12 protein-coding genes are annotated in these 23,038 nt (G+C 72.0%); 4 read left to right on the forward strand and 8 right to left on the reverse strand.

Annotation, left to right across the window (positions count from 1 at the left end):
* Positions 1–120: 120 nt before the first annotated feature.
* The gene (locus tag ACZ5VQ_RS10180; protein ID WP_469104492.1) at positions 121–1,317 is read left to right on the forward strand and encodes a PucR family transcriptional regulator; all 1,197 of its coding nucleotides are present in this window, start codon (positions 121–123) and stop codon (positions 1,315–1,317) included.
* 223 nt (positions 1,318–1,540) lie between these two features.
* Here ACZ5VQ_RS10180 and ACZ5VQ_RS10185 read toward each other — a convergent pair whose 3' ends face one another.
* Entirely contained in the window at positions 1,541–2,662 is a 1,122-nt protein-coding gene (locus ACZ5VQ_RS10185; protein WP_469104594.1) for a glycerate kinase, read from the reverse strand.
* Between the two features lie 166 nt (positions 2,663–2,828).
* Entirely contained in the window at positions 2,829–3,083 is a 255-nt protein-coding gene (locus ACZ5VQ_RS10190; protein ID WP_200395008.1) for a hypothetical protein, read from the reverse strand.
* Between the two features lie 138 nt (positions 3,084–3,221).
* On the opposite strand from ACZ5VQ_RS10190, the gene ACZ5VQ_RS10195 reads away from it, so the two are divergent.
* From ACZ5VQ_RS10195 to ACZ5VQ_RS10205, 3 genes are all read left to right on the forward strand, one after another.
* Positions 3,222–4,334: an ADP-ribosylglycohydrolase family protein gene (locus ACZ5VQ_RS10195; RefSeq protein ID WP_469104493.1), complete on the forward strand. Its 1,113-nt coding sequence runs from the start codon at positions 3,222–3,224 to the stop codon at positions 4,332–4,334.
* Between the two features lie 57 nt (positions 4,335–4,391).
* Positions 4,392–4,886: an NUDIX domain-containing protein gene (locus tag ACZ5VQ_RS10200; protein ID WP_469104494.1), complete on the forward strand. Its 495-nt coding sequence runs from the start codon at positions 4,392–4,394 to the stop codon at positions 4,884–4,886.
* A gap of 219 nt (positions 4,887–5,105) precedes the next feature.
* Entirely contained in the window at positions 5,106–5,831 is a 726-nt protein-coding gene (locus ACZ5VQ_RS10205; RefSeq protein WP_469104495.1) for an SIR2 family NAD-dependent protein deacylase, read from the forward strand.
* A gap of 44 nt (positions 5,832–5,875) precedes the next feature.
* Here the strand turns inward: ACZ5VQ_RS10205 and ACZ5VQ_RS10210 are convergent, their stop codons facing one another.
* From ACZ5VQ_RS10210 to ACZ5VQ_RS10235, 6 genes are all read right to left on the reverse strand, one after another.
* Positions 5,876–6,367 (reverse strand): methylated-DNA--[protein]-cysteine S-methyltransferase, encoded by a 492-nt coding sequence (locus ACZ5VQ_RS10210; protein WP_469104496.1) that lies wholly within the window; start codon positions 6,365–6,367, stop codon positions 5,876–5,878.
* A gap of 20 nt (positions 6,368–6,387) precedes the next feature.
* Entirely contained in the window at positions 6,388–7,884 is a 1,497-nt protein-coding gene (locus tag ACZ5VQ_RS10215; protein WP_469104497.1) for an AlkA N-terminal domain-containing protein, read from the reverse strand.
* Between the two features lie 74 nt (positions 7,885–7,958).
* Complete coding sequence (locus ACZ5VQ_RS10220; protein ID WP_469104498.1) at positions 7,959–16,691, reverse strand: type I polyketide synthase; 8,733 nt, start codon at positions 16,689–16,691, stop codon at positions 7,959–7,961.
* A gap of 107 nt (positions 16,692–16,798) precedes the next feature.
* Positions 16,799–20,806: a glycoside hydrolase family 2 TIM barrel-domain containing protein gene (locus ACZ5VQ_RS10225; protein ID WP_469104499.1), complete on the reverse strand. Its 4,008-nt coding sequence runs from the start codon at positions 20,804–20,806 to the stop codon at positions 16,799–16,801.
* A gap of 215 nt (positions 20,807–21,021) precedes the next feature.
* On the reverse strand, positions 21,022–21,531 hold the full coding sequence (locus ACZ5VQ_RS10230) for an O-acetyl-ADP-ribose deacetylase (RefSeq protein ID WP_469104500.1): 510 nt from the start codon (positions 21,529–21,531) through the stop codon (positions 21,022–21,024).
* Entirely contained in the window at positions 21,528–22,937 is a 1,410-nt protein-coding gene (locus tag ACZ5VQ_RS10235) for a phytoene desaturase family protein (protein ID WP_469104595.1), read from the reverse strand. The genes ACZ5VQ_RS10230 and ACZ5VQ_RS10235 overlap by 4 nt, the downstream gene beginning before the upstream one ends.
* Positions 22,938–23,038: the final 101 nt, after the last annotated feature.

Here is a 23,038-nt window from a genome sequence, read left to right on the forward strand (position 1 = left end):
CCACGGGGTGCGGGCGAATCGCTGCGGGTGACCAGCGGGCACGGCCGTGCGTTGTGCGCGCGCACAACACCGCGTGTCAGGGGCCTGTGCGGGGCGGCCCACCAGTGGCATCCTCCGGCCATGGGAGCCCGCAGAAGGCGCACCGGTCATGACTGGAAGCTGCTCACCGAGTCCTGTACAGCGCTGCTGGAACGGCTGCCCGAGCTCGTCGACGAGCACATGCGGCAGCTTGCCGAACACTCCTCCGTCTACGGGGAGTTCCTCCCGTACGACCAGCAGTGGCGGGAGGCCGAGGAGGCGATGCGGATCGGGATCCAGACGATCTCCGCGCCCCGGGACTCGCCCCGCCGTGACCTGGAGTACGCGGAGGAGGCGGGGCGGCGGCGGGCCCAGCAGGGGCTGCCGCTTGAGCTGCTCGTGCACGCGTATCGCGCCGCGGGGTATCTGGTGTGGGACGCGTTGATGGAGGAGGGGGCGGCGGCCCTGCAGGAGCCGGAGCGGCTCGTGGTGCTGATGCGTTCGGCGACCATGGTGTGGTCCGCGGTGGACGCACAGGCCGCCGTGGCCACCGAGGCGTACCGGGCGACCGAGATGGAGCTTCGGCGGCGCACCGACGAGCGGCTTCAGGCGTTGCTCGACGCGCTCCTCGAAGGGCAGGAGGCGCCCGGACTCGCGGCTCGGGCCGCCGCCGGGCTCGATCTTCCCGAGCGGGGGCCGTATGCGGTGGTCGTGCTGCGCTCCGAGCGACGGGAACGGGAGTCGTATCGGCGGCCCGTGGAGGGGGCGGGGTTCCGGTTCATCTGGCGGATGCGGGCCGATTGTGAGGTCGGGGTGGTGGCCCTCGCGGACGGGCAGGGGCTCGACGGGGTCGCGCGGGCGCTCGACGGGCGGTGTTCCGGTCCTGGCGGGATCAGTCCCGTCGTCGCCGGGCTTGCCGAGCTCGGGCGGGCTCGGCGGCTGGCCGAGCTGGCCCTTCGTACGTGTCCGCCCGATGCGACGGCCGTTGTGCGGCTCGATCAGCGGATGCCTACGGCGCTCGTCGTCAGCCAGCCCGAGTTGGCGGGGCGGCTTGTGTCCGACGTGTTCGGGTCACTGCTCGAACTCGAACCGGCGGATCGGGCCGTGTTGCTGGAGACGCTGGATGTCTGGCTCGCGTGCGAGGGGTCTGCCGGGCGGGCGGCCGGGCGTCTGTACTGCCATAGGAACACGGTCTTCAACCGCCTGCGGCGGTTGGAGCAGCTCACGTCCCGGTCGTTGGCGCGGCCTCGGGATCTGATCGAGATGACGTTGGCGTTGGATGCGTATCGGCTGAGCTAGGGGTTTTCTCGCCCCCGCCGCCCCTACCCGTCCCATCCCTGGGGGCTGCGCCCCCAGACCCCCGCTCATCGGCCTGGACAGCCTCGTCCTCAAACGCCGGACGGGGTAGTAGTTAGCCCCTCCGGCGTTTGAGGAGCGGGGGTTCGGGGGCTGGCCCCCGAAAAGGGACGGGAATGGGTAGGGGCGGCGGGGGCGGAAAAGTGCCTTGGCTGGCGTCGGGCCCTCAGATCAGGAAGTCCTGGGCGATTCGTTCGCCGACGTCCTCCAGGATGGGGCCCGCTTCGGCGATGCAGCGGGAGACGTCGGGCTCGACGTCCGTGAGGGGGTAGGCACGCCGGATGCCGGCCCTGCCAAGGGCCTCCGGCGGCAGGGCGAGGCGGCCACAGACGGCGATGACCTCCTTGTCGGCGGCCCGCGCGGCGGCCGCGACCCCGGCGGGAGCCTTCCCGTGCAGGGTCTGCTCGTCGAGAGACCCCTCACCGGTGATCACCAGTGTGGCCCGCTCAAGCGCAGGGGCGAAGCCGAGGACGTCGAGCATGACCTCGATGCCGGGCCGGAAGCTCGCGCCGAGACCCACCAGAGCCCCGTATCCGATACCCCCCGCCGCCCCGGCACCGGGCGCGACCGCGTACTCCGCAGCCTTGGACCCGATCGCCTTCTCCAGCACCGCGGCGAAATGCGCGAGCCCGGTGTCCAGCACCGCCACATCGTCGGGCGAGGCCCCCTTCTGGGGCCCGTACACCGCCGGCGCCCCCTTGGGCCCGGTCAGCGGATTGTCCACGTCACTGGCGAGGACGACGTCGACGGAGGAGAGGCGGGGGTCGAGGCCGGACAGGTCCGCCGTGGCCAGCTGTCCCAGGGAGCCGCCCCCGGGCGGCACCGGCTCGCCGTCCTCGTCGAGGAAGCGCGCCCCGAGCGCGGCCAGCATCCCGGCCCCGCCGTCCGTGGTGGCGCTGCCGCCGACGCCGAACACGATCGTCCGGGCCCCGGCGTCCAGCGCGGCCCGGAGCAGCTCCCCTGACCCGTACGTGGACGACGTGAGCGGTGCGAAGGACCCGGCGGGCAGCCGCTGGAGGCCGCTGGCCTCGGCCATCTCCACGACGGCGGTGTCGTCGCGCAGCGCGAACGCGGCGGTGATCTCATCACCGAGCGGCCCGGCGACCCGTACCTCACGCCGCTCGAACCCGGCGGCGACCGCCGCGTCGACCGTGCCGTCGCCGCCGTCGGCGACCGGCAGCGCCTCGACCTCGACCCGCGGCGCGACCCTGCGCAGTCCGGCCGTCACCCGCTCGGCCACCTGCACGGCCGTGAGCGAGCCCTTGAACTTGTCCGCGGCGATGAGCACCCGCTGGTTCCGGCCCCGGCTCCGATTCACTGCAGCGTCCGCCACCTTGCATTCCCCTTGCTCTTCGGGCCTTGCACACGTCAAGGCAGTCGCGCCGCTGCGACCCTAACCGGAGGAGGGGGCCGCTGCCCAGGGCGGTTCTCACGTCCCGGACAGCGGCCGCGGGTCAGCCGGCGTCGGCGCCGCGGGAGTCGTACAGCTGATGCGTCAGTGTCCCGCTGCCCCCGAACGGCACGCTGATGTGCTCCAGGATGTCCTCCATGGCATCGACATCCCCCGTCCGCACACCGACGTCCCCGGTGTTCACCAGAGGCTCGGCGGGCGCCGCCTGCGCGGGCGCCGCACCGGTGACGGACAGGACGGCGACGGCTGCTGCGGCGGCACCGGCCGCCAGGACGGTCGTACGGCTCATCGACTTCATGGATCTCCCAGGCTCTCGGGGCCCCGGTTCACGGACCCCAACCGCAATACGACTAAAACCTGACGAGCCTCTCATGTGGTCCAGTGCCGGATTTGCGTACGGCGGGCAGGACGGGCGGGAATTCGGTACACCGGGTGTATGACCCCTGTCGGCGTTGACGATCTCGCGGACCGTGTCCTCGGCGGCTGGCTCGGCCGGATCGCGGGCAACATGCTCGGCAAACCGGTGGAGCGGGGTGACTACTGGACGCGGGACCGCATCGACCGCTACCTGCGGCAGGCCGACGCGCTACCGCTCACGGACTACCTGCCGGAGCCGGTCCGCCCGGGCGGCAGGAGCGACGAGAGCGACGAGTTCGTGCTGCGTCCCGAGTGGCGACAGTGCGTACGCGGCCGGATCCACGGCAGTTGCCGGGACGACGACGTGGACTACGCGATCCTCGGGCTGCACCTCCTGGAGGCACACGGTTTCGGCTTCAGCACGGAGCAGGTGGGCGACCTGTGGCTGCTGCGGCTGCCGTATCTGCAGACGTTCACGGCCGAGCGCGCCGCGTACCGGAACCTCGCGAACGGGCTGAAGCCGCCGCTGACGGCGACCTACGACAACCCGTACCAGGAGTGGATCGGCGCCCTCATCCGCGCCGACATCTACGGCTGGACCAGTCCGGGCCTGCCCCGCCGTGCTGCCTCGCTGGCCCGCCGGGACGCGGTCCTGTCCCATACGGGGAACGGCGTGTACGGGGCGATGTGGGCGGCCGCGCTGGTGGCCGCCGCGTTCACCGCGCCGACCGTGCGGGACGCCCTGGACACCGCGCTCACGGTGATCCCGGCGAGCAGCCGCCTGGCCCGTATCGTGCGCCGGGTGATGGCCCTCCACGAGAGCCGGCTGGGCTGGGAGGACACGCTCGACACGGTGGCGGAGGAGACGGCGGGCCTCGGCTGGATCCACACGGTCCCGAACGCCGCGGTCCTGACGGCCGGACTCCTGTACGGCGAGGGCGACTTCACCCGCTCCATCGCCCTCACGGTCCGCGGCGGCCTGGACACCGACTCGAACGGCGCGACCGCGGGTTCCGTCGCGGGTGTCCTGGGCGGAGCCGCCGCGATTCCCCCGCAGTGGACGGTCCCCCTGGAGGACACCGTGCACAGCGCGGTGTTCGGCTTCGACGGCGTACGGATCAGTGAACTGGCGGAGCGGACAGTGCGGTTGGCGGTCAGGGCCGATCTGCCCGCCGGGGCGGTGACCTCGTAGGGACTACGCCCGGGTGATCTTGCCCGCCCTCCGGGCAGGCCTCGTTACGCTGCCCCAATGACGACTCCTGACTACGCCACGTACATCGCGGGACTCCCCCGTGTCCTCGTCGGTGCCGCCGCGCTCTTCCGTGACGCCGAGGGCCGTGTGCTGCTCGTTGAGCCCAACTACCGCGACGGCTGGGCGCTGCCCGGCGGAACCGTCGAGTCCGACGACGGCGAGACCCCGCGGCAGGGTGCCCGCCGGGAGACACTGGAGGAGATCGGCCTGGACCTGGAGATCGGCCGGCTCCTCGCCGTCGACTGGGTGCTCGCTACCGCAACACGGCCGCCGATCGTGGCGTACCTGTACGACGGAGGCGTCCTGTCGGAGGACCAGTTCAAGGCGATCCGGCTCCAGGAGGAGGAACTGCTGTCCTGGCGTCTGGTCGCGCGCGAGGAGTTCCCCGAGTATCTGTCGGGTTCCTTGGGCAGCCGGGTGCTCGCAGCGCTGGACGTGCTCGCGTCGGGCGCGGGGACGGTGGAACTGGAGAACGGGCACCGGGCCGACTGACCCGGAACAGGTACGACCGAGGCCCGTGACAGGGTGCACCAGCCGGATCGGGACACGCGGGGCCAACGGCCTGCGGGCCATTGACCCAATGCCGGCCCCTGCTAACGCAGTTGGCCACGGTGCCGGAGCACAGGCCTCCTGGCACCGTTGATCGAAGGCCGTGGCCGCGCCCCCGATATCGGTTCGCTCCCGCGTGGACAGGCGACCTACCCTCGGCACATGAACAAACCTCTCGTCGCGATTCTCAGTGGCGCAGGTATTTCCACCGACTCCGGCATCCCCGACTACCGCGGCCCGAACGGGCTCTGGCAGCGGGATCCCGAGGCGCAGAAGCTCGTGACGTACGAGTACTACATGGGTGATCCGGAGATCCGGCGCCGGTCGTGGCAGATGCGGCGGAAGAACCGCACGCTGCAGGCGGAGCCGAACGGCGCGCACCTGGCCGTTGCCGAACTGGAGCGGGCCGGGGTGCCGGTCAGGGTGATCACGCAGAACGTGGACGGGCTGCACCAGCTGGCCGGAATGCCCGCGCGCAAAGTGCTCGAACTGCACGGCAGCGCACGGAGTTTCGTGTGTACGAAGTGTCACGCACGCGGGCCGATGGAGGACGCCCTCGCCCGGGTCGAGGCCGGGGAGGAGGATCCGCCGTGTCTTGAGTGCGGCGGGATCCTGAAGTCGGCGACGGTGTTCTTCGGTGAGCGGCTCGACCCCGTCGTCCTCGGCGAGGCCGTCGCCATCACCAAGGCGTGCCAGATCTTCATCGCCGTCGGCACCAGCCTCCAGGTCCAGCCCGCCGCCGGCCTCGCCGGAATCGCCGCCGACCACGACGCACGGCTCGTCATCGTCAACGCCGAGCCGACCCCGTACGACGACCGGGCCGACGAGGTCGTCCGGGAGCCGATCGGCACGGCCCTGCCCCGGCTGTTGCGGGGCCTGGCCGGCTGATCGGCGGCGGAGCAGGGAGTAGGGAGTAGGGGCAGTCACCCGGTTCAGAACAGTGCGGGGTCCGCCTCTCCCCGTTCGAAGTCCAGCAGTTGCCGCTTGCGTTCCAGGCCGCCGCCGTAGCCGGTCAGGCTGCCGGTGGCGCCGACGACCCGGTGGCAGGGCACGATGATCCCGAGGGGGTTCTTGCCGTTGGCGAGGCCCACCGCGCGGGATGCGTTCGGGTTGCCGAGGGCGTCGGCGAGTTCGCCGTACGAACGGGTCTCGCCGTACGGGATCTTCTGGAGCTGGGCCCAGACGGAGCGCTGGAACGGGGTGCCGTCCAGGTGGAGTTGGACGGTGAATTCCTTCAACTCCCCTGCGAAATAGGCCCGTAGCTCGTCGATCGTCTCGGTGAAGGGTGTGTCTTCAGGGTCGCCGAAGGTCTCCTCGGGCGGGCGGTGGCGCTGGTCGGTCATGTAGAGGCCGGACAGGACGCCGTCGGTGGCGACGAGAGTGAGCGGGCCGTAGGGGCTGTCGATCACGGTGTGCTGTTTCACTGAAGATCCTCGGGCCGGAGTCATGCGGGAAGGAAGTTGATCGGGTGGCTGTCGGTCGCCCACAGGTACTGGACGGCGTACGCGCGCCAGGGCCGCCAGTCCGCGGCACGTGCCGTGAGCGCGGCGGGGGTGGACGGCAGGCCCAACTCCTGGGCGGCGCGCCGGACTCCGAGGTCGGTGGGCAGGAAGGCGTCGGGGTCGCCGAGGGCGCGCATGGCGATGACCTCGACGGTCCACGGCCCGAAACCGGGCAGCGCGAGCAGCCGGGCCCGGCTCTCCGACCAGTCGCTCTCCACGCCCAAGTGGAGTGTTCCGTCGGCTAGTTGGTGGACGAGGGTGGTGAGGGTGGCCCGGCGGGTGGCCGGCATGGCGAGGGCCTCCGGGTCGAGGGCCGCCAGCGACCCGGCCGACGGGAAGAGGTGTGTGAGCCCGCCTTCGGGGTCGTCGACCGCCTCACCGTGCGCCGCGACCAGCCTGGCCGCGTGCGTACGGGCCGCCGCCGTGGAGACCTGCTGGCCCAGCACGGCCCGTACGGCGAACTCGGCCTCGTCGACCGTACGCGGCACCCGGCGGCCCGGCGCCTTGTCGACGAGCGGGTCCAGCAGTGGGTCCGTACGCAGTTGGTCGTCCACCGCGACCGGGTCGGCGTCCAGGTCGAGCATGCGGCGGCAGCGGCTGATGGCGACGGTCAGGTCGCGCATGTCGCTGAGGGTGAGTCGGCAGCCGATGTGGTCGGCCGTCGGGGTGAGCGCGACGACGCCGTGACCGTACGGCAGACGCAGGGTGCGCCGGTACGCGCCGTCGCGCCACTCCTCCACGCCGGGTACGGCGGTGGCGGCGAGGTGACCGAAGAGGTTGTCGGGGTTGAGCGGGGACCTGAAGGGCAACCGGAGGCTCAACACCCCTGGCGTTCCCGATGAGTTGGCGCTGCCGGCTCGGTTCTTCGGCACCCTGGTGCGCAGCTCGCTCGGTGAGAGGGCGAATACCTCACGGACCGTGTCGTTGAAGGTGCGGATGGAGGAGAAGCCCGCCGCGAAGGCGATGTCGGCCATCGGGAGCGGGGTCGTCTCGATGAGCAGCCGTGCCGTCTGGGCGCGCTGGGCGCGGGCGAGGGCCAGCGGTCCGGCGCCCAGCTCGGCGAGGAGCTGCCGTTCGATCTGCCGGGTGCTGTAGCCGAGCCGGGTCGCCAGGCCCGGCACGCCCTCGCGGTCCACGATCCCGTCGCCGATCAGCCGCATCGCGCGGGCCACGAGGTCGGCGCGCTGGTTCCACTCGGGCGACCCGGGGCTCGTGTCGGGGCGGCACCGCTTGCACGCCCGGAATCCGGCCTGCTGGCAGGCGGCGGCGCTCGGGTAGAACGTCATGTTCTCCGGCTTCGGCGGCACGACGGGGCAACTCGGTCGGCAGTAGATCCGCGTGGTCAGCACTGCAGTGAAGAACCACCCGTCAAAGCGGGCGTCCTTCGACTGGACGGCGCGTACGCAGCGCTCGGTGTCGGTGTGCATCCCGTTCTGCATGCCTCCCAGCATCGGCCATGGTCATGGCGCTGGCTGGCGAGAATCCGACATCTACCTGAGGGCGCCTCCCGCCGCTACTCGAGGACGCCTCCCGCCGCCCCCGCCGCCCCGCCGTGGGCACCGAGGGTGCCGAGGGTGCCGAGGGTGCCGATCCAGGCGCGGACCGCGGACGCCGTCGTACGGGCGTGTTCCCGCAGGAGGGTCAGATGGTCGCCCGGGACGTCCACACGCTCGTGCGGCAGCGGCCACGAGGTCCGCCAGCGGTCCGCGTCCGGCCCCGCCGCCATCTCCGGCGTGGGGTCCGTGGCACGTACCAGCAGGGTCGGCGTCGCGACCGGTTCCGGGTCCCAGTCCATGAAGATCCGCGTGTACGCCCCCATGGCGGCGACGCCGGTGTCCTCGTACAGGCGGGGCGCGACGGCGGCGGGCAGGGCGAGCAGCCAGTCCTTGCGGCTGGTGTCCTCGTCGATGAGGTACGTGTCGAGCAGGACCTGGCCCGCCGGAGGCGTCCCCAGCCCTTCGAGGTGACGGGTCACGGCGTGGGCGGCGGCACCGCCCGTGGACGCGCCGACGAGCACGAAGGGCCGGTCACCGACGTGCCGCAGCACCGTCTCGGCGTGGGTGCGCGCCAGCGCCTCCCGGTGGGCGGGCACGGCGGCGCCCGCGCCGAGGCCCGGGTGGGGGAGTTCCAGTACGTCTCGTTCGCCGTCGAAGCAGCGATGGAAGTCGGCGAACTCCCCTCCCGGTACGGCGAAGGGCGGATGGTGCCCGGCGAGGAAGACGAGCACAGGGTGGGCGGGGCCCTCGGCCCGGCGGAGGGGTGGGAGGGCGTGCGCCCGGCTCTCGTCGGCGCTGAACGTCGGCAGTGCGCGGGACGCGGAGACCAGCATGTGCATGCCCGCGGTCACCTCGCCCTTCGCGCAGAGCGTGCGGTAGAGGGCGGCGAGGGTCTGGGACGGGCGGGATACGGGTTCGGTGCGGGCGGGGGCGGGGGCGAGGGCGGAGATGGGGGCGGGGGCGGGCTGCCTCTTCGGATCCGGGCCGTGGTCCGGCCTCGGATCCGACGGCTTCTGCCTCAGCTCCGGATCCGACCTCTGGCCCCGCATCTGCATCTGCGTCGGCGCCTGCGCCTGCGCCTCGGGCGTTTCGCCGCTGATCAGGTCGAGCAGATGCCGGGCGAGCGCGTCGGCCGTGGGGTGGTCGAACACCACCGTGGCCGGCAGCCAGAGCCCCGTGGCAGTGCTGAGCGCGTTGCGGAGCTGGACCGCCATCAGGGAGTCGAAGCCGAGGTCGGCGAGGGGCTTGCCGGCCGGCAGCGCGTCGCCGTCGGCGTATCCGAGGACTACGGCTACCGCGTCACGCACCCGCTCTGCGAGCGCGCCTTCCCGTTCCCTGTCGGGCAACCCCGCCAACTGGTCGCGCCAGGCTCCCTGCTCCGCCGCGGCCTGCGCCCCGGCACCGGTTCCGGAGCCGGGGGCGGAGGCGGCCGCCGGTCGTCCCGTGCGTACCAGCCCCCGCAACAACGGTGGTACGAGCCCGTCGGCGGACCGGAGAGCGGACCGGAGTGCGGCCTGGTCCAGCAGGACGGGTGCGAGCACGGGTTCATCGGTGCGCAGCGCCGCGTCGAACAACGCCACGCCCTGCTCCGGGGAGAGCGCCCGGACCAGGTCCCGGCCCGTCGCCCCACGGAGTCCGGCCGCCATGCCGCCGTCGTGGCCCCACAGCCCCCACGCGAGGGAGACGCCGGGCAGCCCCAGCGAGACGCGGTGGTGGGCGAGGGCGTCCAGGAAGGAGTTCGCCGCCGCGTAGTTGCCCTGGCCGGGACGGCCGAGCAGCCCCGACGCCGAGGAGAACAGCACGAACGCCGACAGGTCCAGATCACGGGTCAGCTCATGAAGGTGCCATGCCGCGTCCACTTTGGGCCGCAGCACCGCCGCCATCCTCTCCGGCGTGAGCGAGTCCAGTACGCCGTCGTCGAGCACCCCCGCCGCGTGGACCACGCCACTCAACGGAGGCTCGCAGAGCCCGATCACCTCCGCCAGGGCGGAACGGTCGGCCGCGTCGCACGCGACCAGGCGCACCTCGGCGCCCAACTCCTCCAATTCCGTACGCAGTTCGGCCGCTCCCGGCGCCTGCGGGCCGCGTCGCCCGGCGAGGAGCAGGTGCCGTACGCCGTGACCGGTGACCAGATGCCGGGCCAGTTCAGCGCCGAGCGCGCCCGTGCCGCCGGTGATCAGCACGGTGCCGTGCGGTCCGAAGCGTCCGGTCTCGGGCGGCCCGGCGGCGGATGCCGCGACGAGCCGCGGTGCCGTCACCTGACCGGCCCTTATTGATAGTTGGGGTTCGCCTGTGGCCACCGCCGCGGACAGCATCCGCAAGGACTCCGGCCGTCCGTCCACGTCGACCAGGACGACACTGCCCGGCATCTCCGACTGAGCTGTGCGCACCAGGCCCCATACGGCGGCTCCGGCCAGGTCCGGGACCGGTGCGGTGGCGTCCCGGGTGACGACGAGCAGCCGTGAACCCGCCGCCCGTGGATTGGCCTGCCAGGTCTGGAGCGCCTCCAGGACGCTGCCGGTCAGATGGTGTGCCGCTGAGACGGGGTCAGGGGTCGCGGCGGGGGTGAGGGCCGTGAGCACCACGATGTCGGGCGCGGGGGGCCTCCCGACCGGCGAGACATCCGCGTCATCCGCCGGCGGAAGGTACGGGCCGAGGCCCAACTCGTCCGGCCCCAGCACCGTCCAGGCCCAACCCCCGGAATCGGCAGGCGGGTTGGCAACCGGGGCGCGGGGAACGGCAACCGGGGCTACCGGAGTCCAGTCGGGGCGCAGCAACGCCCGCCGCACCACGTCGTCCACCGAATCCAGTTGGCCGCCGGGCAGTTCTCGGGTGACCAGTGACTCGACTCCGGCCACCGGACGCCCCGCCGTGTCGGCGAGTGTCACGGTGACGGCCCCCGGTCCCGTCGGCGTCAGCCGCACCCGTACCTCGGACGCCCCATCGGCGTACAACTGCACGCCACTCCACGCGAACGGGAGCCGCACGGAACCGGAGCCGGGCCGGGAACGGGGACCGGAACCCGAGCCGGGCCCGGAGCCGAGCCCAGCATCTGAGCCGGGCCCGGCGAGCAGCATGCTGTGCACCGCCGCGTCCAGCAGAGCCGGATGTATGCCGAAGCGGGCGGCGTCCGCGGCCTGCTCCTCGGGGAGCCGGACCTCGGCGAAGAGCTCCGCTCCCCGGCGCCACACGGCACGGACGCCCTGGAACGCGGGTCCGTAGCCGAGGTCACCGTCAGCCAACGTCTCGTACGCGTCGGCGAGTTGTACTTCCACGGCGCCCTCGGGAGGCCACACCTTCAGGTCGCTCTCCGACGGGTCCGTCGTCGCCGAAGGCGCCCCGCTCAGCGACCCTGTGACATGCCGGGTCCAGCCGTCTTCCGCGCCCTCCGGCTCACCGGGCCCGTCCGGCCCGTCCGGCCGCGAGTAGACGTCCACCGAGCGCCGCCCGGAGTCGTCCCCCGGACCGACCACCACCTGGACCTGCACCCCCGCACCGCCGGACAGCACGAGCGGTGCCACGACCACGAGTTCGTCCAGGCGGGCGCAGCCGACCTCGTCGCCGGCGCGGACTGCCATCTCCACGAAGGCCGTTGCGGGAACGAGGAGTCTCCCCGCGACCACGTGGTCGCCGAGCCAGGACTGCGCGACCGTCGAGAGCCGCCCGGACAGTACCGTCCGGTCCGTGTCCGGCACCGTGAACGCCGGGCCGAGCAGCGGATGCCCCGGCGCGTCGGACCGGGCCCCAACACCCGCACCAGCGCCCGCACCCGCACGGGGAGCGTCCAGCCAGTACCTCCGGCGCTGGAAGGCGTACGTCGGCAGTTCGACCCGCCGCGCCCCCGACTCGGCGAACACCGCGGCCCAGTCGACACCCGCCCCGCGCACATGCAGCCGGGCCACGGCCGACAGCAGCGACTCGGGTTCCCGCAAGCCGGACCCACCCGACAACTGCCCAACAGCGGAGGTGAATTCGGTACGGCCACCGCCGATACCCGGACTCGACAGCACCCCCTCAGCCGCCGCGATGAGCACGGGTCCGGGACCGACCTCCAGGAAGGCCCCGACGTCCTCGTTCCCACCGAGCCACCGCACGGCGTCCGCGAACCGCACCGGCAGACGGGCGTGCCGTACCCAGTACTCCGCCGAGCAGAGTTCCCCGGCCTCGGTGTCTGCCGGACGCCCCGACACGGTGGAGACGACCGGAATCCGCGGGGGCCGGAACGTCAACTCCTCGGCCACGCGCCGGAATTCGTCGAGCATCGGCTCCACCAGCGGCGAGTGGAAGGCATGGCTCACCCGCAGCCGTACGGTCCTTTGCCCACGCTCCGCGAACGTGCCCGCAACGGCCAGCACAGCGTCACGTACACCGGAGATCACCACGGAGCGAGGCCCGTTCACGGAGGCGATCGCGACCCGGTCCGTGAGACCGAGTCCGGTCAGTACGGGGAGGACCTCCTCCTCGGCCGCGTACAGCGCGACCATCGCCCCGCCCTCCGGCAGCGCCTGCATCAGGCGTCCGCGGGCCGCGACGAGGGCGGCTGCGTCGGGCAGGTCCAGCACCCCGGCGACATGCGCCGCGGCCAGTTCCCCGACCGAGTGCCCCACCAGGAAGTCGGGCCGTACGCCCCAGGATTCCAGCAGCCGGAACAGTGCCACCTCGAAGGCGAACAGCGCGGCCTGCGTGAAGTCCGTACGGTCGAGCAGGCTGGCGTCCGGTGAACCGTCCTGCGCGAACACCACCGTGCGCAGCGGACGTTCGAGCCGTCCGTCGAGCGCCTCGCACACCTCGTCGAAGGCGGTCGCGAACGCCGGGAAGGCCTCGGCCAACTCCCTTCCCATGCCGACGCGTTGGGCACCCTGCCCGGTGAACAGGAATGCCGTGCGGATACCGGAGTCGGCGACACCCTGGACCGTTCCGGGGATGCGCTCACCCTCCGCCAGGGCCCAGAGCCGCCCCGCCAACTCCCCCTCTCCCGGGGCGCCCTCTCCCGGGGCGATGGCGGCGCGATGCGTCAGCGCCGACCTCGACACGGCGAGCGAGAGGGCGATGTCGGCCGAGTCTGCGGGAGTGAGCGCGGTGGGCCTGGCGGCCAACTCGGCGGCCAGCCGCCGCGCTTGGTCGCGCAGGGCGTGCTCGTCGGCCCCGGAGAGCAGCCAGGGCAGCCGGGGCAGTGGAGTCGTATCGGCCGCGTCCTCCTCCATGTCCATGTCGGCCGTCTCAGCAGGCTCGGCCGTTCGAACCGGCTGCCGTCGGTCCGTGGGCTGTGCGAGCGCCCCCTCCCGGGTCGTCGGCGCCCCTTCCAGGACCGTCGGCACCCCTTCCCGGATCGTCGGCGCCCCTTCCCGGATCGTCGGCGCCTCTTCCAAGACCGTCGGCGCCTCTTCGAGGATCACGTGGGCGTTGGTCCCGCCGATCCCGAACGCCGATACACCCGCCCGACGCGGCCGGTCGGGCGACGTCGGCCAGGGCCGGGCCGCGGTCAGCAGTTCCACCCGGCCCGAGGACCAGTCGACGTGCGGGGACGGCGTCTCGGCATGCAGTGTCGCGGGCAGCTCCGCGTGCCGCATGGCCTGCACCATCTTGATGACTCCGGCGACCCCGGCAGCGGCCTGGGTGTGCCCGAGGTTGGACTTGACCGAGCCCAGCCAGAGCGGCGACTGCTCCGGGGCACGGTCCTGCCCGTACGTGGCCAGCAGCGCGCCCGCCTCGATCGGATCACCGAGCTTCGTGCCGGTGCCGTGCCCCTCCACCACGTCGACGTCGCTCCCGCGGAGCCCGGCGTCGGCGAGAGCGCGGGCGATGAGCTGCCGCTGCGCCTGGCCGTTGGGCGCGGTGAGCCCGTTGGAGGCCCCGTCGGAGTTGACGGCCGAACCCCGCAGCACGGCCAGCACCGGATGCCCGTTGCGCCGCGCGTCGGAGAGGCGCTCCAGGAGGACGAGCCCGACGCCCTCGCCCCAGCCGGTGCCGTCCGCCGACGAGGAGAACGACTTGCAGCGGCCGTCGGGCGACAGCCCACGCTGCCTGCTGAACATGGTGAACGACCTCGGCGTCGCCATCACCGTGACACCGCCCGCCAGGGCCAGCGAGCACTCGCCGGAGCGCAGCGCACGTGCCGCCCAGTGCAGCGACACCAACGAGGCCGAGCACGCGGTGTCGAGGGTGATCGCCGGACCGCGCAGCCCGTACGTGTAGGCGATCCGCCCGGAGGCGACACTCCCGGCCGAGCCCAGCCCGAGATGCGCCTCCAACTCGTGGGGCTCGGTGCCGAATCGGTCTGCGTAATCGGCGTACATGACACCGACGAAGACACCCGTGTCGCTGTCGCGCAGGGACGCCGGGTCGATCCCGGCGCGCTCCCAGACCTCCCACGAGGTCTCAAGGAGCAGTCGCTGCTGCGGGTCCATGGCCAGCGCCTCACGCGGCGAGATCCCGAACAGGCCCGCGTCGAACTCGGCGGCCCGGTGCAGGAATCCGCCGCTGCGCGCGTACGACGTCCCGAGGCGGTCCGGATCGGGGTCGTACAGGGCGGCCAGGTCCCAGCCCCGGTCGGCCGGGAAGTCCGAGACGGCGTCCCTGCCTTCGGATACCAGTCGCCACAGGTCCTCCGGCGACTCGACGTCACCGGGGTAGCGGCAGCCCATGGCGACGACGACCACCGGGTCGTCGGCCTCGTTCTGGTCGGCCGCGGGGCTTTCGGTACCCGCCGTCCCCGGGGCGAAGAGGGCCGCCCGCAGATGGCGCGCCACCTCGGCGGGTGTCGGGTGGTCGTAGACGAGCGTGGTCGGCAGCCGCAGCCCGGTCGCGGCGCCCAGCCGTTCGATCAACGTGACGGCGCCCAGGGAGGTGAGCCCCAGTTCGATGAAGGGGCGCTCCGCGTCCCGCCGTTCGTACGGCTGCTCGCCGCGGACCTCCGCCGTCACGGAGAGCACCGTCTCGCGCAGCACGCGCTCGCGTTCCTCCGGGGAGAGGGGTACCAGCCGCTCGCGCAGCGCCCAGGTGCTCAACATGCCCGACTTTTCAGGCACTTCAGGCACTTCAGACCCTTCGTGTGCTCCGGGCGCTCCGAGTGCTCCGGGCGCTCCGCGCGCTCCCGCATCGAAACGGAGGTCGGGTGCGGGCCTCGCCAGCCCCGGGACGACCGCGCGGCGCGCGATCTTGCCGGACGCCGTACGCGGCACGGCGGCGATCTCGTGGATCTCCGCGGGCACCTTGTGGTCGGACAGCAGGCTGCGGCACGTCCTCAGTACGCGCTGCGGGTCGAGCCCACCGGGACCTGGCACGACGAAGGCCACCGGGACCTCTCCGAGGACGTCGTGCGGGGCGCCCACGACGACGGCGTCGGCCACTCCGGGGCAGCTCAGCAGGGCCTGTTCGATCTCGGTGGGGTGGATGTTCTCGCCGCCGGTGATGATCAGCTCGCTGACCCGGCCGGTGAGGGCGAGATGGCCGTGCTCGACCCGGCGGGCCAGGTCCCCTGTGCGGTACCAGCCGTCCTTGAGCGCGGCCGCGGTCGCCTCGGGCTGGTTGTGGTAACCGGTCATGAGCCCGGGTCCGCGCACCCACACCTCGCCCTCGTCGCCGTCCTCGACGTCGTGCCCGGAGTGAGGATCGACGAGCCGTACGTCCATACCGGGCGCCGGAAGCCCGCACGAGCCGTCGACCCTGGGCCCGTCCGGCCGGTTCACTGCGATCATCCCGCATGTCTCGGTGCTGCCGTACGCGTCCAGCAGGGGTGCCCCGAGCACCTCCTCGACGGCCCGGGCGAGCGACGGCGGACTCGGCGCGCCCGCGACGACGCAGTGCCGCAGCCCGGTGCGCGAGGGTCCGGCGGTCTCCCCGGCCGCCGACACCAGCCGGTGGTAGGTCGCGGGGACACCGGCCATCAACGTGAACGGCCCTTCAGGCCGCTCGTGCGCCCCGTGCACATCGGTCGCCTCGTGCGCATCGTGCGCATCAGTCACCTCGTTCGCCTCGTCGAGTACGCGCAACAGCCCACCGGGCGGCAGGAGTTCCCCGGTGATGTGCGCGCTCGCACCGGTGGCGACGACGCCCAGCACGGCGAGCGAGTGCCCGAAGCTGTGGAACAGCGGGAGCGGCCACAGCAGCCGGTCCCCGGGCGAGAGCCCGAAGATCGGCGCGTAGCAGGCCCCTGCCGACCAGAGGGCGGTGCGCTGCGTGGACACAACTCCCTTGGGCCGGTGGGTGGTTCCGGAGGTGTAGAGCAGCCACGCCGGCTCGTCGAGTCCGAGATCGTCCCGCGCCGGTCCGGCGCCCTCGTCCGCAACCGCCGTATCGAGGAGTACGGTCCCGTCGGGGGCCTCCGCGGGCACCGGCCCCGCCCCGGTGATCAGCACTCGCAGACGGCCGAACTCCGCGCCCAGCCGCGCCAGTTGACCGACGTGCGCCCGATCCGTGACGACCACCGAGGCGCCGCTGTCCGCCAGCAGGTGCGCCAGTTCCGCGTCGGAGGAGCGGGGGTTCAGCAGGACACCGACCCCGCTCGCCCGCGTGACTGCGAGGCAACTCTCCACCAGCTCGACGCAGTTGCCCAGCAGGATCGCCACCCGGTCGCCCCGGTGGAGCCCCGCCCCCGCCAGATGACCGGCCAACCTCCCTGTGCGCCGCTCCAGTTCTCCGTACGTCACACCACGCGCGGAGTCCGAGAACGCGACTACGTAGCCCGCCCTTCCGGCATGCCGCTTCAGCAACTCCGGTAGCGGCCGGATCAGTTCGTCGTCGTGCACCATGCCCCACCCCGTACGGTCCCCGAGCCGTTCTCCCCTGCTGAGGCGAGCCTACGTCTCACCAAACACAAGATCGAAAGAATCGGAGACCGGACGGTGGGCGTGTCGCCCTACCCGGAGAACTCCCCCGCCGTGGGCCGCCGTGAGGCCGCCATCGCCGTGTCGACGTCGGTGAGCGGACGCAGCCGGTAGGTGTAGGAGTAGTCCCGGTCGGCGAAGAGCTTGTACTCGTCGTGCGTGTGCGCGCCCCAGCTGTTGTCGCCGCCCACCCCCATCTGCCGGTGGTTCAGGCGGAGTACGACCTCCTCCCGCGGGGTCAGCTGATAGTCGTGGCGCGTGCCGACGGACAGGTCCTCCGGGGTGAAGTGCGAGGCGTTGACCTCAAGGAGCGGTTCGCCGGAGACGAGCAGCCCGGTGCCGCCGCGGTCGGTCAGGGCGGCCCAGCGGACGTCGGTCTTGTTGCCGTTCTCCTGCGGGCGGATGTAACTCGTCCACTGCCCGGAGACGGTCCCGGAGTAGAGGCCCACATCGGTGCCGGTGTTGCGGTCCCAGTGGTTCTCCTCGGGGCCGCGGCCGTAGTAGTGCAGGCGCTCCAGCCGGCCCGGCAGGAACAACAGGGTGCCGACCTCCGGGATGTACGGCAGGTTCGCCGCCCCCGGATGCAGGGTGTTGTCGACCTTGATCTCGCCGTTGCCGAAGACCGTGTACGTGGTGGTGTACGTCGATTCGGTGGTCGTGGGCAGCGTCCCCGCGACCTTGATCTCGACGGCCCGGTCGCGCAGGGCCCGCACGCTCACGTCCGTCACCTTGCGCAGGGCCCCGGCGTCACGCCAGGTCTGGTTGCGGACGTGCTGGCCGTTGCCCCTGTCGTTGTCGATCGGTGCCCGCCAGAAGTTCGGCACGGGCCCGGAGGTGATCAGCCGGGTGCCACGGGCCTCGTACGACGTGATGACGCCCGTGCGCTTGTCGACGGTGACGGAGAAGGTCTTGCCCTTGACCGTGATGGACCGTTCGCCGTCCTGGTGGCTCAGGGCGGGCACGCGCTCCAGTGGAACCGGCCGCACGGCCGGGCTGTCGGCGTCGACCGGGAGTTGCTTCTTGGCCACCTCGAAACCGGCCTTCGCCCACTTCGTGCGTTCCTTGGTCGTGAAGGACAGGTGCAGGAAGTACTCCGCGCCGGGCGCCGGGTCCGCCGGCAGCCCGAAGGGCACGGTGACGTCCTTGCTGCTGAGCGGCGGAACGTCCAGCTGGGCGCGACTCAGCTTTCCACGCCGTACGACCTCGCCGTCGGCCACGAGGGTCCAACTCCCGTCGAATTCACGGAGGTTGGTGAACAGGTACTCGTTGGTGAGGGTGACCGCGGCTCCGGCTGCGAGGGATGTGCCGAACGCCGGTGCGGCGTTGATCGCCTGGTAGACCTGCTTGACCTCCGCGGCCTTGCCGGTGTGCCCGCGGTCGGCGGTGACGATGCCGTCGGCGACGAAGGCCCCGTCGTTGGGGTGGTCGCCCCAGTCGCCGCCGTACGCGAAGAACGTGCGCTCCTTCGGCCGCTTCTCGGTGACCTTGACGGTGGCCGCGTCGAACCAGAACCGCACCCCGTCGTCGCCGGGTCCGCGTCCGTCCGAGGCGAGTTCGGTCGCGGAAAGGGCGCGGGCGTACACGCGCGCCCGCCGGATCTTGCCGCTGAACTCCCGGGTCGGGTTGTCGACATCGGTGGCGAGCGACAGCGGTGCTGTGTTGTTGGCGGGCCGCCGGGTGGTGGTCCTGGTGGCCTTCGCCGCGCCGTCGACGTAGAGGGTCAGCGTGCCCGCGTCCGCGTCGAAGACGCCCGCGACGTGGTGCTCCTTGCCGGTCCAGTCGTCCGGCAGCGTCCAGTTCGCGGTGATCCACTGGCCGCCGCCGTGGATGAAGAACTCCAGGGTCCGGTCCGACTGCTTCAGGGCGTACTGGGTGTCGCCCTTGGCGATGAGCGGCTGGTGGTAGCCGGTCACGGACGGGGTGACCCAGGCTTCCAGCGTCAGCGAGCCGGTGATGTCGAGGCCGGTGTCACGGGCGAAGACGGTACTGCCGGACAGGCCCTTCTCACGGTCGAAGGTGGCACTGCCTGCCTGGATCTCACCGCGCACCCTGCCGGGCCCGGCCTCGGTGAACAGCACGCGCCTCGGGGTCGGCCAGCTCAGTGACTGGTCGACGAAGTCCCAGATCCAGCCGCCCTGGAGGACGTCGTGGCGGCGGATGACGTCCCAGTACTTCTGGAAGTTGCCCGTCGAGTTCCCCATCGAGTGCGAGTACTCGATCATGACGTACGGGCGGGTGTCGGCCGTGTCCTTCGCCCGCTGCTCGACGCGCGCGGGACTGTCGTACATCTCCGAGCGGATGTCGCTGACCCCCGGGCGGTCGTCGCCCTCGTACTGGATGACGCGGGTGGGGTCGTAGGAGCGGATCCAGTCGTGCATGGCGACGAACGTGCTGCCGCCGCCTGCCTCGTTGCCGAGCGACCAGATGACGACGGAGGCGTGGTTCTTGTCGCGGTGGACCATGTTCTGGGCGCGGGCGACGCAGGCCCTGCTCCAGTCGGCGTGGTTGCCCGGGTACTCGCTCCGGATGCCGTGGGTTTCGAGGTTGGTCTCGTCCACGAGGTACAGGCCGTACTCGTCGGCGAGTTCGTACCAGAGCGTGTTGTTGGGGTAGTGCGAGGTGCGGACCGTGTTGATGTTCAGCCGCTTGATGATCTCGATGTCCTCGACCAGGTCCGCCCTGGTGAGCGCGGTGCCGCGCTCGGGGTGCATCTCGTGCCGGTTGGTGCCCCGGAAGGAGACGGGTCTGCCGTTGATGCGCATCAGCCCGCCCTTGAGCGCGAACTCACGCAGGCCGACCCGGTGCGAGAGCGTCTCGACGACCTTGCCCGCCGGGTCGCGCAGCCGCAGTACGGCCGTGTAGAGGTACGGGTCCTCGGCCGACCAGAGCTTCGGCGCGGGCACGGCCCTTGCGGCCCGTACGGTCACGTCCTCGCCGGCCGGGGCCGAGCCGAGGTCGACGGCCTGCTGCAGCGGACGGGGCCAGACGGCGTGCCCGCGCGCGTCGTAGAGCTGCGTCTCGACGGAGTACCGCCCGCTGCCGTCGACCTCGGCCTTGTCCGTGCTCTTGCCCTTGCCCGTGCTCTTGTCCGTGCCCGTGCTCTTGTCCGTGCTCTTGTCCGTGCCCTTGTCCGTGGCGTCTCCGTAGGCGCGCACGCTCGCGGTGACGGACAGTTCGGCGGCCTTGTAGTCGTCGCTCAGCGGGGTGTCCAGCTTGAAGTCGCGCAGGTGCACGGCCGGTGTGGAGTACAGGTGGACCGAGCGGAAGATGCCGCTCAGCCGGATCATGTCCTGGTCCTCCAGCCAGTCGCCGTCGGAGTAGCGGTACACCTCCACCGCGATCTGGTTGGTGCCGGGCTTGAGGTGCGGGGTGATGTCGTACTCGGCCGGGACGTAGGAGTCCTCGCTGTAGCCCACCAACTCGCCGTTGATCCACACGTAGTGGGCGGACTTCACACCCTCGAAGTGCAGGAACGTCCGCCGCCCCGCCCATCCCTCGGGGACGGTGAAGGTGCGCCGGTACTGGCCCACGGGGTTGTAGCGGGTCGGGGCGGCCGGCGGCTGCGGCTCCTCGCCCAGGCCGTTGGGACCCCAGTAGGGATACGTGATGTTGATGTAGATCGGGAAGTCGTAGCCGTGCACCTGCCACGCGGAGGGGACCGGGATGGTGTCCCAGGCACTGTCGTCGACGTCCGTGCGGTGGAAGTCGGTGTCCCGGTCGTCGGGGCGGTCGGCGTAGGCGAACTTCCACTTCCCGTCGAGACTCATCCGGTACGGCGAGCGCGTGCGGTCGCCGGCCAGCGCCTGTCCGACGTCCGCGTACGGGGTGAGTGTGGTGTGGGGCGGCTCGGTCCCCACCCGGAAGATGTCGATGGCGCCGTTCCACTCCGGTGTGGCATCGGCGGCCCCGGGTCTTTCGGCCGCGTGTGTCGGGGCGGACGACGCGGGCAGGGCGAGCACGCCGAGGACGGCGGCCCCTCCCTCAAGCAGGCGACGGCGGCTGACGGGAGGCATCTGCGCGTGCGGGTGCGGGTGCGGCATGACTGTGGCCTTCCTCGGTACGACATGTGGGGTGCGCGAACTGAGGGAGCGTCAGCTCTGTCGAGCTGGTCGAAGCGACTGACAGACGGAAGTTGATGTCAGGACAGAATGCGACCGCTGAGGACAAAGACACCTACTGAGCCACAGAAAACCCTAGGACCCGAACACAATCGGAGCAATGACCCTGTCGGACTTTGTGTGATCCTGAGGGCAGGTCAGCGGAGCTGCGCCGCGAACGCCTCGTACGCCCGCTCGTCGAAGAGGACGAACCTGGCCTCGGTGACCACCGTCTCGGTGTCCCGTACCGTCCCGACCGCGATGCGGGCGGCGTCGTCCATCGGCCATCCGTAGACACCGGCGGAGACGGCCGGGAACGCGACGGTCCGCGCGCCCAGTTCGTCGGCGACCCGCAGCGACTCCCGGTAGCAGGAGGCCAGCAGCTCCGAGCGGTCCTCGCTCCGGCTGTAGACGGGGCCGACCGTGTGGATCACCCAGCGCGCGTCCAGCCTGCCCGCCGTGGTGGCGACGGCCTGACCGGTCCGCAGGCCCTTGCCGTAGTGCGAGGCGCGGAGCTTGCGGCACTCCGCCAGGATCTCGGGGCCGCCGCGCCGGTGGATGGCGCCGTCCACGCCTCCGCCGCCCAGCAGGGAGGAGTTCGCGGCGTTGACGATCGCGTCCACGCTCTGCCGGGTGATGTCTCCCTGGACGAACTCGATGGCGGTCATGACTGACGCAGTCTCCTCCACACGGCCTTGGCCGCGTTGTGCCCCGACATGCCGTGCACGCCGGCGCCCGGAGGAGTGGCCGAGGAGCAGATGAACACCGCCGGGTGCGGGGTGCTGTACGGGAACAGGGACAGCTTGGGGCGCAGCATCAGCTGGAGGCCGGAGGCCGCGCCGCAGGCGATGTCGCCGCCCACGTAGTTGGCGTTGCGCGCGACGAGCTCGGGCGGGCCCGCCGTGGCGCGGGCGAGGATGCGGTCCCGGAATCCGGGCGCGAACCGCTCCAGCTGGCGCTCCATCGCGTCCGTGAGGTCCCCGGTCCAGCCGTTCGGTACGTGGCCGTACGCCCAGAACACGTGCTTTCCGGCCGGTGCCCTGGACGGGTCGACGACGCTCGGCTGCACGGTGATCAGGAACGGCGAGTCGGGGGCACGGCCCTCCCGGGAGGCCGCGCGCAGGGCGGCACCGATCTCCTTGCTGCTCGCGCCGACCTGGACCGTGCCGGCGGCGCGGGCTTCCTTCGCGGTCCACGGCACCGGTCCGTCGAGGGCGTAGTCGACCTTGAAGACGCCTGCCCCGTACCGGAACCGCTCGTAGTACCGCCCGAAGCCCGCGATACGGGCCAGCGCGGTCGGCGAGGTGTCGAAAATGTACGCGCGCGCGGGCGGCAGGTCGTCGAGACGCTTGACCTCGTAGTCGGTGTGGACGGCGCCGCCGAGGTCCTTGAGGTACGCGGTCAGCGCGTCGGAGATCGACTGGGAGCCGCCGCGGGCGACGGGCCAGCCCCGGGCGTGGGCGGCCAGCGCGAAGACGAGGCCGACCGCGCCGGTGGCGATTCCGCCCAGCGGGGCCATGACGTGCGCGACCAGTCCGGCGAGCAGGGCCCTGGCCCGGTCGTCGCGGAACCGGCGCATCAGCCATGTCGAGGGCGGCAGCCCGGCCAGGCCGAAGCGGGCGAGGGTGACCGGGTCGCGCGGCAGCGCGGTGAGCGGCAGGGACATGAAGTCCCGCGCCAGGGTGTCCCAGGTGTGGGTGAACGGCTCGACGAGTCTGCGGTACGTGCCCGCGTCACGCGGTCCGAACGAGGCGGCCGTCTCCGCCACGGAACGCGACAGCACGGCCGCCGTACCGTCCAGGAAGGGGTGCGCCATGGGCAGTTCGGGCTGCAGCCACTCCAGGCCGTATCTCGCCAGCGGCATCGCGCGGAACGCGGGCGAGTTGATGCCCAGGGGATGCGCGGCGGAGCACGGGTCGTGCCGGAAGCCGGGCAGGGTCAGCTCCTCGGTACGGGCGCCTCCCCCGACCGTGTCGCGTGCTTCGTAGACGGCCACGGAATGGCCGCGCCGGGCCAGCTCCACGGCAGCCGTCAGTCCGTTCGGCCCCGCACCCACCACGACGGCATCGAGCATCGACGGCACCTTCGGACTCCTTTGTCAGCCGACGGCCACTGGGGATCAGGATATGCCGGACCTCCGACGGCCCCGCCTCAGCCCCGGGGCGCCCTCAGTCC

It is taken from the genome of Streptomyces sp. NPDC033178 (assembly GCF_055577685.1).

Excerpts from the sequence above, each read along its gene's own strand:
- ACZ5VQ_RS10180 (WP_469104492.1), top strand. The coding sequence starts at position 121 with ATGGGAGCCCGCAGAAGGCGCACCGGTCATGACTGGAAGCTGCTCACC.
- ACZ5VQ_RS10190 (WP_200395008.1), bottom strand. The coding sequence starts at position 3,083 with ATGAAGTCGATGAGCCGTACGACCGTCCTGGCGGCCGGTGCCGCCGCA.
- ACZ5VQ_RS10195 (WP_469104493.1), top strand. The coding sequence starts at position 3,222 with ATGACCCCTGTCGGCGTTGACGATCTCGCGGACCGTGTCCTCGGCGGC.
- ACZ5VQ_RS10200 (WP_469104494.1), top strand. The coding sequence starts at position 4,392 with ATGACGACTCCTGACTACGCCACGTACATCGCGGGACTCCCCCGTGTC.
- ACZ5VQ_RS10205 (WP_469104495.1), top strand. The coding sequence starts at position 5,106 with ATGAACAAACCTCTCGTCGCGATTCTCAGTGGCGCAGGTATTTCCACC.
- ACZ5VQ_RS10215 (WP_469104497.1), bottom strand. The coding sequence starts at position 7,884 with ATGCAGAACGGGATGCACACCGACACCGAGCGCTGCGTACGCGCCGTC.
- ACZ5VQ_RS10220 (WP_469104498.1), bottom strand. The coding sequence starts at position 16,691 with ATGGTGCACGACGACGAACTGATCCGGCCGCTACCGGAGTTGCTGAAG.
- ACZ5VQ_RS10225 (WP_469104499.1), bottom strand. The coding sequence starts at position 20,806 with ATGCCGCACCCGCACCCGCACGCGCAGATGCCTCCCGTCAGCCGCCGT.
- ACZ5VQ_RS10230 (WP_469104500.1), bottom strand. The coding sequence starts at position 21,531 with ATGACCGCCATCGAGTTCGTCCAGGGAGACATCACCCGGCAGAGCGTG.
- ACZ5VQ_RS10235 (WP_469104595.1), bottom strand. The coding sequence starts at position 22,937 with ATGCTCGATGCCGTCGTGGTGGGTGCGGGGCCGAACGGACTGACGGCT.